At 64.2% G+C, this 10,886-nt stretch carries 10 protein-coding genes; 9 read left to right on the forward strand and 1 reads right to left on the reverse strand.

The genetic code is table 11. From position 1 onward, the window contains the following. The 9 genes from nuoN to EOA28_RS11855 form a co-directional block, all read left to right on the forward strand. A partial coding sequence (nuoN, locus tag EOA28_RS11815; protein WP_128314909.1) for an NADH-quinone oxidoreductase subunit NuoN occupies positions 1 to 1,182 on the forward strand: 1,182 nt, incomplete at its 5' end. 4 nt (positions 1,183 to 1,186) lie between these two features. Then, positions 1,187 to 2,008 carry a biotin--[acetyl-CoA-carboxylase] ligase gene (locus EOA28_RS11820; protein WP_128314910.1) on the forward strand — a complete coding sequence of 274 codons (822 nt, stop codon included), beginning with the start codon at positions 1,187 to 1,189 and terminating at the stop codon, positions 2,006 to 2,008. 94 nt (positions 2,009 to 2,102) lie between these two features. Further along, a complete protein-coding gene (locus EOA28_RS11825) occupies positions 2,103 to 3,773 on the forward strand; it encodes a ribonuclease J (protein ID WP_127251980.1) in 1,671 nt (556 codons plus the stop codon). Between the two features lie 144 nt (positions 3,774 to 3,917). Continuing rightward, positions 3,918 to 4,322 carry a methylmalonyl-CoA epimerase gene (gene mce / locus EOA28_RS11830; RefSeq protein ID WP_127251979.1) on the forward strand — a complete coding sequence of 135 codons (405 nt, stop codon included), beginning with the start codon at positions 3,918 to 3,920 and terminating at the stop codon, positions 4,320 to 4,322. Continuing rightward, entirely contained in the window at positions 4,319 to 4,603 is a 285-nt protein-coding gene (locus tag EOA28_RS11835) for a DUF1467 family protein (protein ID WP_127251978.1), read from the forward strand. The genes mce and EOA28_RS11835 overlap by 4 nt, the downstream gene beginning before the upstream one ends. A gap of 575 nt (positions 4,604 to 5,178) precedes the next feature. Then, positions 5,179 to 6,507: a proline--tRNA ligase gene (gene proS / locus EOA28_RS11840; protein ID WP_128314911.1), complete on the forward strand. Its 1,329-nt coding sequence runs from the start codon at positions 5,179 to 5,181 to the stop codon at positions 6,505 to 6,507. Further along, a complete protein-coding gene (locus EOA28_RS11845; protein ID WP_042643138.1) occupies positions 6,504 to 7,790 on the forward strand; it encodes a lipoprotein-releasing ABC transporter permease subunit in 1,287 nt (428 codons plus the stop codon). Before proS ends, EOA28_RS11845 begins: the two co-directional genes overlap by 4 nt. Further along, positions 7,787 to 8,470: an ABC transporter ATP-binding protein gene (locus EOA28_RS11850; RefSeq protein ID WP_189342022.1), complete on the forward strand. Its 684-nt coding sequence runs from the start codon at positions 7,787 to 7,789 to the stop codon at positions 8,468 to 8,470. Before EOA28_RS11845 ends, EOA28_RS11850 begins: the two co-directional genes overlap by 4 nt. A 546-nt stretch (positions 8,471 to 9,016) precedes the next feature. After that, entirely contained in the window at positions 9,017 to 10,267 is a 1,251-nt protein-coding gene (locus tag EOA28_RS11855) for an SRPBCC family protein (RefSeq protein ID WP_127251975.1), read from the forward strand. A 173-nt stretch (positions 10,268 to 10,440) separates the two neighbouring features. On the opposite strand, the gene lipB is transcribed toward EOA28_RS11855, so the two are convergent. Then, a partial coding sequence (gene lipB / locus EOA28_RS11860; RefSeq protein ID WP_128314912.1) for a lipoyl(octanoyl) transferase LipB occupies positions 10,441 to 10,886 on the reverse strand: 446 nt, incomplete at its 5' end.

The raw sequence follows: 10,886 nt of genomic DNA on the forward strand, positions 1-10,886 counted from the left end.
TCGGCGGTTTCGCTGGTGATGTCGATGCGCTTTGCGCGCCAGGAGCATTTCGACAAGTTCGAGTTCCCGGTGCTTATCCTGCTCTGCACGCTCGGCATGCTTCTGATGATCTCGGCCAACGGCATGATCGGGCTTTATCTCGGGCTCGAGCTGCAATCGCTGGCGATCTATGTGCTGGCGGCGATCAACCGCGACAATTTGCGCTCGACCGAGGCGGGCCTGAAATATTTCGTCCTCGGCGCGCTGTCCTCGGGCATGCTGCTCTACGGCATCAGCCTCGTCTACGGTTACACCGGCAACACCGGCTTCCAGGAGATCGCGACGGCCCTTGGCAGCGGCGAGCGCCAGCTCGGCCTCGTCTTCGGCCTGGTGTTCGTGCTCGCCGGCCTCGCCTTCAAGATCTCGGCCGTGCCGTTCCACATGTGGACGCCGGACGTCTATGAAGGCGCGCCGACCCCGATCACCGCTTTCCTGGCGGCGGCTCCGAAGATGGCGGCGATGGCGCTGATCGTGCGTGTCACCATGGGCGCCTTCAAGCCGATCGCTTCGGACTGGCAGCAGATCGTCGTCTTCATCTCGATCGCCTCGATGGCGCTCGGCGCCTTCGCGGCCATCGGCCAGACCAACATCAAGCGCCTGATGGCCTATTCCTCGATCGGCCATATGGGCTACGCGCTGGTCGGCCTTGCCGCCAACAGCCAGGCCGGCGTGCGCGGCGTCGCCATCTACATGCTGATCTATCTGGTGATGACGCTCGGCACCTTCGCCTTCATCCTCGCCATGCGGCGCAAGGAGGGCAATGTCGAGCAGATCAGCGACCTTTCCGGTCTCGCCTCGACCAACCCGGTCATGGCCACCATCCTCACCATCCTGATGTTCTCGCTGGCCGGCATTCCGCCGCTCGCGGGCTTCTGGGGGAAATGGTATGTGTTCCTCGCCGCCATCAACGCGCATCTTTACGCCCTGGCAATCATCGGCGTTCTGGCCTCGGTGGTGGGCGCCTACTATTACCTGCGCATCATCAAGATCATGTGGTTCGACGAGCCTGTCGGCGGCTTCGTTCCGATGGCCAGCGAGCTGCGCCTTGTGCTCGGCGTCAGCGGCGCCTTCGTGCTGTTCTACGTGCTGATCGGCGGGCCGATCGGCAGCTACGCCGAAGCCGCCGCGAAGACCTTCTTCTGACGGGATGGCGTTTCGGCTGGCTCCAACCGCGGCGTCGGAGGGGTTCCGGCTCGAGGCGCATGACAGCGTCGGCTCCACCAACGCGCTGGCGCTGGAGCACGCGCGCGCCGGCGATTCCGGCAAGCTCTGGGTCGTGTCGAAGAAGCAGGTGAGCGGCCGCGGCCGGCGCGGGCGCGCCTGGGCGACCCCGGAAGGCAATCTTGCGGCGACACTGCTCCTAGTTCCGGGCGGCGAGCTGCGGCTGGCAGCGACGCTTGGCTTCGTCGCGGGGCTGGCGCTGGCCGACGCGCTCGACGCCGTCGTGCCGAAAGGCCGGATCGCCGTCGCCTTGGATGGCGCGAGCCAGGGGCGCAACCGCTTCGAGCTGAAATGGCCGAACGACGTGCTGGCCTCGGGCGCCAAGCTTGCCGGCATCCTGCTGGAATCGGCGATGCTCGAGGGCGGCCGTTTCGCGGTCGCCATCGGCATCGGCGTCAATGTCGCGGCTTATCCCGAGGACTTGCCTTATCCAGCGACCTCGCTCAGCGCGCTCGGCGCCGATTGCGATGCCGAAATGCTGTTCCTGGCGCTTTCCGATGCCTGGAGCGAGAATGCCAGGCTCTGGGACGACGGGCGCGGGCTCGATGCCATCAGAAAACGCTGGCTTGCCCGCGCGGCGGGGCTTGGCGGCGAGGTTGCTGTCAGAATTGACGGCAATGTGGTGCGCGGCGTCTTCGAAACCATTGACGAGGACTGCCGTTTCGTGATCCGCGACGATGAAGGATCGGTTTTGACGATCGCGGCGGGCGACGTGCATTTCGGCGCTGTCGCCTCGGCCCGGGTATAGTTTTATTTTGCGCCGTTCCGGACGAAGTCATTGACTACGGTTTTCCCGGAATTGCTCCAACGGCTTGGCCTGACGGCCAGGAAGGAAAGAATTCATGGCGAATAGAGAAAACGCCGAGCTCGTTTTCGCGCCGTTGGGCGGCGTCGGCGAGATCGGCATGAATTTCGCCCTTTATGGTTATGGGCCCGCTGATGCGCGCGAATGGATCGTCGTCGATGTCGGCGTCACCTTTCCCGATAGCGCGCATCCCGGCGTCGATCTCATCCTGCCCGATACGCGCTTCATCGAGGAGAACATCGACGGCCTGCGCGGCATCGTCATCACCCACGCGCATGAGGACCATTACGGCGCGCTGCTCGATATCTGGCCGAGGCTCAAGGCGCCGGTCTGGATGACGCCGTTCACCGCAGGCCTGCTCGAAGCCAAGCGGCAGGGCGAGCAGAACGCGCCGAAGATTCCAGCGTCCATCTACCGGGCCGGCGAGAAATTCACCATCGGACCGTTCGAGATCGAGGCCATTCCGGTGGCGCACTCGATTCCCGAGCCGATGTCGCTGGCGATCACCACGCCGGCCGGCACCGTCATCCATACCGGCGACTGGAAGATCGACCCGGAGCCGACGATCGGGCCGAAGACCGACGAGGCGCGGTTCCGCGCCTATGGCGACAAGGGCGTGCTGGCGCTGATCTGCGATTCCACCAACGCGCTGAGGGAAGGGGAGTCGCCGTCGGAAGTGGCGGTGGGCGAGGGCCTAAAGGGCGTCATCGAGAAGGCCAAGGGCCGCGTCGCGGTCACCACTTTCTCCTCCAATGTCGGGCGCATCGTCTCGATAGCGCGCGCGGCGCGCGATGCCGGCCGGCAGTGCCTGGTGCTCGGCCGCTCGCTGAAGCGCGTCATCGACGTGGCGGGCGAGCTCGGCTACATGGATGGCCTGCCGGAGTTCATCGCCGAGGAAGACTATGGCTATATCCCGCGCGAGAACCTGGTGATCATCTGCACCGGCAGCCAGGGCGAGCCGCTCGCCGCGCTGGCAAAGCTGTCGCGCGACGAGATGAAGTCGGTGGCGCTGACGGCCGGCGACACGGTGGTGTTCTCCTCGCGTACCATTCCCGGCAACGAGAGGGCGATCCTGGAAATCAAGAACCGGCTGATCGACCTCGGCATGAAAATTATCGAGGATGGCGACGCGCTGGTGCATGTGTCGGGCCATCCGCGCCGCAGCGAATTGCGCAAGATGTATGAATGGGTGCGGCCGCAGATCGGCGTTCCCGTGCATGGCGAGGCGGCGCATCTGGTGGCGCAAGGCTCGTTGATGTCGATGTCGGGCATCGGCCAGGTGGCGCAAGTGCGTGACGGCGACATGCTCAGACTCTGGCCCGGCCCGGCGACGATCATCGACCAGCTGCCGTTCGGCCGGCTGTACAAGGACGGGTTCTTGATCGGCACCGACCAGGCCATGGGCATACGCGACCGCCGCAGGCTCTCCTTCGCCGGTCATGTCGCGGTCAATGTCGTGCTCGACGACAAATACGAGCTCGCCGGCGACCCCGACCTGGTGGCGATCGGCGTGGCCGAGGCGGATGCCAGCGGCGAAACGCTGGAAGACCTGATGCTCGATGCGGCAATCGGCGCGGTGGACTCCATTCCGCGCCAGCGTCGAAAAGACGTCGACCTGGTGCAGGAAGCGGTGCGCCGCGCCGTGCGCGCCGCCGCCAACGAAGCCTGGGGCAAGAAGCCGCTGGTGACGGTGTTCGTCACGCGGTGACGAACAAGGGAATAGGGGAGTAGGGCAGTAAGGCAGTAAGGCAGTAAGGCAGTAACGGAGGAACGAGTACTCGCTTTCTTCAATCTTGTTTTCCCTACTCCCTTACTGCCCTACTCCCTTACTCCCCTAAAAGCGGAGCGCTTTATGCTTGGACGCCTGAACCATGTCGCGCTTGCCGTGCCGGATCTGGCTGCGGCGATGGCTGCCTATCGCGATATGCTGGGCGCGCGATTGAGCGCGCCGCAGGCGCTGCCGGAGCATGGCGTGACGGTGGTGTTCGTCGATGTCGGCAACACGAAGATCGAGTTGCTGGAGCCGCTGGGCGATGCCTCGCCGATCGCGGCGTTTCTCGAGAAGAACCCTTCGGGCGGCATGCATCACGTCTGCTATGAGGTCGACGATATCCTGGCTGCCCGCGACCATTTGAAAGCGAGCGGCGCACGGGTGCTCGGCGACGGCCACCCGAAGATCGGCGCGCATGGCAAGCCGGTGCTGTTCCTGCATCCGAAGGATTTCTTCGGCACGCTCGTCGAACTGGAGCAGGCATGAACTGGGTCCTGTTCGCGGCGCTGTTCTTCGTCACCTGGTGGCTGGCGCTGTTCATCGTTCTGCCGTTCAGCCTGCGCACGCAGGACGACGACAGAGATGTCACGCTTGGCACGGTTTCCAGCGCGCCGCGCGGGCCGCATATGCGGCGCGCCTTCCTGCGCGCGACGGTCGTGACGGTGGTCGTGATGGGTATTCTCTACGGGCTGACGATGGGGCTAGGATTCAGCTTCGACGACCTCATGCGGATCATGCCGGACTTTAGTCCGAATACCCATCACTGACGCTGAGAACACGGTCTCCGCAAGTATTGCGAAGCATGCGCGCGCAGGGGTTGAGATCGGAAGCCGGCTTCCGATTTTCGCGAGCGCGGGATGGTCTACCTGTTTGGCAGAGGGCTGGGCTAAGCAGATGATTGCACAAAAAAAATGCAAGGCACGAGGCCTTGCAATTTAAACGCGTCCGATCCGTTTCCGGTGTCCGGCGGCAGCGAGTTACCGCGCCTAGATCGCATCCTCCCAAGACTTTGACCGCGTAGGAGAGCAGATTTTTTTCCGCCCTCTCGGTTATCGGCGCACACTAGACCAAGGCAGGTGAAAATGTCACGAAGAATTTTGCCCGGAAACGGGCAATATCGTGCTGCACTGCACAATAGTGCGGCAAGGCTTGCTTGTGAATCGATCAAAAAGCCATTTGCGGCACTTTGCGGTCAAAATCGCCTTTTTGGTAAGGTGCAGAAGGCCCCATACTTTGGGGCACTCGGGTTTCCATTCGGCCATGAAATGGCTATGAAGCCCGGGCAAGCAGCCTCGGTTGCGCCGATTCCCCCGCGCCGCCATTTTCATTCACGGACCAGTCCATGCGTTTGTCGCGCTACTTCCTGCCCATTCTCAAAGAAAATCCCCGCGAGGCCGAGATCGTCTCGCACCGGCTGATGCTGCGCGCGGGCATGATCCGCCAGCAGGGGCAGGGCAGTTTTTCGTGGCTGCCATTGGGCAAGCGCGTGCTGGACAAAGTTTGCCAGATCATCCGCGAGGAGCAGAACCGCGCTGGCGCGCTGGAAATCCTGATGCCGACCATCCAGTCGGCGGATCTTTGGCGCGAAAGCGGCCGTTACAACGACTACGGCAAGGAGATGCTGCGCATCAAGGATCGGCAGGATCGCGACATGCTCTACGGTCCGACCAACGAAGAGATGGTCACCGAGATTTTCCGCGCTTACGTCAAGTCCTACAAGGACCTGCCGCTCAATCTCTACCACATCCAGTGGAAGTTCCGCGACGAGGTGCGCCCGCGCTTCGGCGTCATGCGCAGCAGAGAGTTCCTGATGAAGGACGCCTATTCCTTCGACCTCGATTTCGAGGGCGCCAGGGCCGCCTACAACCGCATGTTCGTCTCCTATCTCAGGACGTTCACGCGCATGGGCCTGCAGGCCATCCCGATGCGCGCCGATACCGGCCCGATCGGCGGCGACCTCAGCCACGAGTTCATCATCCTGGCCGAGACCGGCGAGAGCCAGGTGTTCTGCGACCGCGCTTATCTGTCGCTCGACGTGCCGGGCGCGAACACCAAGTTCTCCGACGATGCCGAGATCGGCGGCATCGTGACGAAATGGACGACGCCTTACGCGGCCACCGACGAAATGCATGACGAAGCTGCCTGGGAGAAGGTCGCCGAAGGCGACCGGCTTTCGGCGCGCGGCATCGAGGTCGGCCATATCTTCCATGTCGGCGAGAAATACTCCAAGCCGATGAACGCCAAGGTGACCGGCCCCGACGGCAAGGACCATTATGCGTCCGGCGGTTCCTACGGCATCGGCCCGTCGCGCCTGGTCGCGGCGATCATCGAGGCGAGCCATGACGAGAACGGCATCATCTGGCCGGAAGCGGTGGCGCCTTTCGACATCGGCCTGATCAACATGAAGGTCGGCGACGCCGAATGCGACCGCGTCTGCGACGAGCTCTATGCGGCGCTGACCTCGGCCGGCAAGGACGTGCTCTATGACGACACCGACCAGCGGCCGGGCGGCAAGTTCGCCACCGCCGACCTGATCGGCCTGCCGTGGCAGGTGATCGTCGGCCCACGCGGCGTGGCGGCGGGCGAGGTCGAGATCAAGAACCGCAAGTCGGGCGAGCGCGAGACGCTGCCGATCGCCGAGGCCAAGAAGCGCCTGGGTATCGCCGCATGAGCGAGGCGGCGACAGCGGCCAGGTCAGGAGCGGGCGCCTTTTCCGGCTTCGAGCGCATGGTGGCGTGGCGCTATCTGCGCTCGCGGCGCAAGGAGACGGTGATCTCCGTTATCGCCTCGATCTCCTTCCTCGGCATCATGCTCGGCGTCGCGACGCTGATCGTCGTCATGGCGGTGATGAACGGTTTCCGCGCCGAGCTGCTCACGCGCATTCTCGGCGTCAACGGCCATCTCATCGTGCAGCCGCTCGATTCGCCGCTGGAGGACTACGCCCAGGTTGCGAGCCGCATCAACGGCGTCTCAGGCGTCAAATACGCGATCCCGCTGATCGACGGCCAGGTGCTGGCGCAAGGCAATGTCGGCGGCGGCACGGGCGCCCTGGTGCGCGGCATCCGGGGCGAGGACCTCGGCAAGATCTCGATCGTTTCCAGCAACATCAAGCAGGGCACGCTCGACGGTTTCGACACCGGCGAGGGCGTAGCGATCGGCAAGCGCATGGCGGAAAGCCTCGGGCTGGTGCTCGGCGATACTATCACGCTGATCTCGCCGGACGGAGACGTGACGCCGCTCGGCACGACGCCGCGCATGAAGGGCTACAAGGTGGCCGCGATCTTCGAGGTCGGCATGTCGGAATATGACAGCTCGATCGTCTACATGCCGTTTTCGGAAGCGCAGCTCTATTTCAACATGGACGGGCGCGCGCAGACCATCGAGATCTATGTCGACAATCCCGACAATGTCGATGCGCTGAAGCCGCTGGTCGAGCAGGCGGCGCAGCGGCCGGTCGATCTCGTCGACTGGCGCCAGCGCAACGAGACCTTCTTCTCGGCGCTGCAGGTCGAGCGCAACGTCATGTTCATGATTCTCACGCTGATCGTGCTGGTGGCGGCGCTCAACATCATTTCGGGCCTCATCATGCTGGTGAAGGACAAGGGCCACGACATCGCCATCCTGCGCACCATGGGCGCCTCGCGCGGCGCGATCCTGCGCATCTTCCTGATGACCGGGGCGGCGATCGGCGTCACCGGCACGCTCGCCGGCGTGCTGCTCGGCGTCGTCATCTGCATCAACATCGAATCGATCCGCCAGTTCTTCTCGTGGATGACCGGCAGGATCCTGTTCAACCCCGAGCTCTATTTTCTCAGCCAGCTGCCGGCGAAGATGGACCCGCGCGAGACGACCTATGTCGTCATCATGGCGCTGGGCCTGTCCTTCATTGCGACGGTGTTTCCGGCCTGGCGGGCCGCCCGGCTCGATCCTGTCGAAGCCTTGAGGTACGAGTGATGGCCGAAGCCATTATCGAGCTGAAGGGCGTCGAGCGGCATTATGTCCAGGGGCCGCGCAAGCTCACCATTCTGAACGGCGCCGACTTTTCGCTCAGGCGCGGCGAGATGGTGGCGCTGGTGGCGCCATCGGGTTCCGGCAAGTCGACCTTGCTGCATACGGCGGGGCTGCTGGAGCGGCCGGATGCGGGCGACGTGATCCTCGCCGGCCGCGCCTGTGGCCGGCTCTCCGACGAAGAGCGAACCGCGATCCGCCGCAACGATATCGGCTTCGTCTACCAGTTCCATCATCTGCTGCCGGAATTCTCGGCGCTCGAAAACATCATGATGCCCCAGCTGATCAAGGGGCTTCCTCCCAAGGAGGCGTCGGAGCGGGCGGCACAGCTTCTGGACTACATGCAGATCGGCAAGCGCGCGCAGCACCGGCCGGCCGAGCTTTCCGGCGGCGAGCAGCAGCGTGTCGCCATTGCCCGCGCGGTCGCCAATGCGCCGCTGGTGCTCCTGGCCGACGAGCCGACCGGCAATCTCGATCCGACGACCGCCTCCTATGTCTTGGACGCGCTGGAAGCGCTGGTCCGGCAATCGGGGCTGGCGGCGCTGATCGTCACCCACAACCACGAGCTGGCCTCGCGCATGGACCGGCGGGTGACGCTGGCCGAAGGCAAGGTGGTGCCCCTGTAGGCCAAGCCGGTATTCGGATGAGGCTGGCCTGCGGACGGCAGTTTCCTGCGCTTCCGGTGCTCACGTACTTTAAGTACGCTCCGCTCCGGTTCTCGGAACCTACCATCCTCGACTCAGCCTGATCCGAATCTCGGTTTGGCCTGGCTCCGCGCAACGAACCTCATCGCTCGTCAACCTTTCCTTAACCCTGCCCAAACGGACCGGCTGAATTCGCTCCGCCGGGCTATCGACGGTCGTTGACATTCGAACAAAATTAGAACAAATTACGAACATACTAACAACGGAGAGAGTTATGTCTGATCTGGTTCAGGATGTCGTCTCGCTGGTTTGCATGAGCACCTTTCTCGTTTCCATGGCGATCTGGATCGGCGCCATGTGATCAGGCGGCCTTGCCGCCGCTGTTTCGGGCGGGCGAGGGCTCGCCTTGCGGGATGGGCAAGAACCCGCCTGGGACGGGCAAGAGCCCGGCCATTGTTGTTAAGTCTTTCTTGGCCGCGCCGGCGTAGGCTGCCCTCTCCAGACAGGAGCCCAAGACAGGGGAGCCAAGTGTCGGTCTTCGTCACGGTCACCCTCGTGGCCGGCAATCTCGGACTGATCTTCCTTTTGATGACCGTGCCGCTCGGGTCGCGCACGGTGACGGTTAGCCGCGTGATCAAGGCCGACCGCGAGCGCCTCTGGCAGGCGTTGTGGCCGTTCGGCGGCGACGCCGGGTGGTCCGGGGAAATCCTCTCCGCCGAGCCGCTGGACAGCGAGGGAACGGCGCTGATCAGATTGTCCTGGGATGGCCGGGACGGGCGGCCGATCGAACGCAAGTCGCGGTTCGAGGATGTCGGCGAGGGCAGCCGCTTCTCGATGACGGTCATCGAGGACACGGCGCTCGACCCGTCCTTCTGGGCGAATTATCGCGAGACCGTCGCGCTTTTGCCCGAGGGCGATGCGACGCGGGTGACGTTTACCCAGACCGACCGCTATCGCGGCGTTGCCTTCCTGGTCTTTCGCTTCTTCGCCATGCGCCGTGAGATACGCAAGCTGGATGTCTGGGCGGCAACCGGCACTTATCGCAAGGGCGGCTGGTTCGAGCATCCGCTGAGCCAGATCGGTTTCGCCGTGCTCTCGGCCCTGATCCTGTGGCCGTTCTTCGGCCTCAATATCGGCGGGCTGGCGCTGGCCGCGATCCTGACCTCAGTGGTCGCCCTGCACGAGCTCGGTCATATGGCCGCCTTCCGCCTGACGGGACATCGCCGGGCGCGCATGATCTTCATCCCGCTGCTTGGCGGCATTGCCATCGGCGGCAGGCCCTATGACAGCCGCTTCGAGGTTGCTTTCGTGGCGCTGATGGGCGCCGGCTTCTCCGCTTTCCTGGTGCCGGTGCTGATCGCCGCCAGCGGCTTCGCCAACGGCGAAGGCCATCGCCTGGCCGCCATGCTCCTGGCCACGCTCGCCGGCTGCGCGTCGCTGTTCAATATCGCCAATCTGGTGCCGGTGTGGAAATTCGACGGCGGTCAGGTGCTGCGCCAGATCTGCCCCGGCCCGGCAGCGCTCGCGCTGGCGTCCTTCCTGCTCTTGTCCGCGCTTCTCGCGCTCGGCTGGCGGGCCGGTTTCTCACCGAGCTTCCTGCTGATCGCCGGCGCGGTGTTCTCGATCCTCAGCCTCATCACCATGGGCAGCGGCGTCAAGCCGCGTCACGAGCTGAAGCCGATCAAGACCTTTGACCGATTGGCCATGGCCGGCGCTTTGCTCGCCGTCTTTGCCATCCATGGCTACGGTATGCTGTGGGCCTCCGCGCAGTTGATGTAGGGTGTGTCGATATTCAGGTGAGGCCGGCCTGCAAATGTCGGCTTCTTGCGCTTCCGGTACTATAAGTACGCTCCGCTCCGGTTCTCGGAACCGCCTTGTTTGGTCGCTTCGCGCCCGTCTTCGACTCCGACTCGGCCTGACCTGAATCTCAACACACCCCTAGGCGGAGCGGCTTAGCCAGCCTTCCGAGCTGGCTCCGCAGTCGGAACGGCGGCAGGTCCGAACACATCCTCGAAAGCGGCTTTCATCGCAAGGTCGAGGTCGGCCATGGTGACGGGAAGGCCGAGGTCGACGAGGCTGGTCACGCCATGATCCGAGACGCCGCAGGGCACGATGCCGCTGAAATGGCCGAGATCCGGCTCGACATTGATGGCGATGCCGTGGAAGCTCACCCAGCGGCGCAGCCGGATGCCTATCGCCGCGATCTTGTCCTCGGCCGGCGAGCCGTCCGGCAGGGCAGGGCGATCCGGCCGCACCACCCAGACGCCGACGCGATCCTCGCGCCGCTCGCCGCGCACGTTGAAGGCGGCAAGTGTTTCGATGATCCATCGTTCGAGCGCCGCGACGAAGGCGCGCACATCCTCGCGCCGGCGCTTGAGGTCGAGCATGACATAGGCCA

The sequence above is a fragment of the Mesorhizobium sp. M2A.F.Ca.ET.067.02.1.1 genome (assembly GCF_004023285.1).
Classification (GTDB): Bacteria; Pseudomonadota; Alphaproteobacteria; order Rhizobiales; family Rhizobiaceae; genus Mesorhizobium.

What these genes read in the sequence shown, in the direction of transcription:
- EOA28_RS11825 (WP_127251980.1), top strand. Translation starts at nt 2,103, where the DNA reads ATGGCGAATAGAGAAAACGCCGAGCTCGTTTTCGCGCCGTTGGGCGGC.
- EOA28_RS11820 (WP_128314910.1), top strand. Translation starts at nt 1,187, where the DNA reads ATGGCGTTTCGGCTGGCTCCAACCGCGGCGTCGGAGGGGTTCCGGCTC.
- EOA28_RS11845 (WP_042643138.1), top strand. Translation starts at nt 6,504, where the DNA reads ATGAGCGAGGCGGCGACAGCGGCCAGGTCAGGAGCGGGCGCCTTTTCC.
- proS (WP_128314911.1), top strand. Translation starts at nt 5,179, where the DNA reads ATGCGTTTGTCGCGCTACTTCCTGCCCATTCTCAAAGAAAATCCCCGC.
- mce (WP_127251979.1), top strand. Translation starts at nt 3,918, where the DNA reads ATGCTTGGACGCCTGAACCATGTCGCGCTTGCCGTGCCGGATCTGGCT.
- EOA28_RS11835 (WP_127251978.1), top strand. Translation starts at nt 4,319, where the DNA reads ATGAACTGGGTCCTGTTCGCGGCGCTGTTCTTCGTCACCTGGTGGCTG.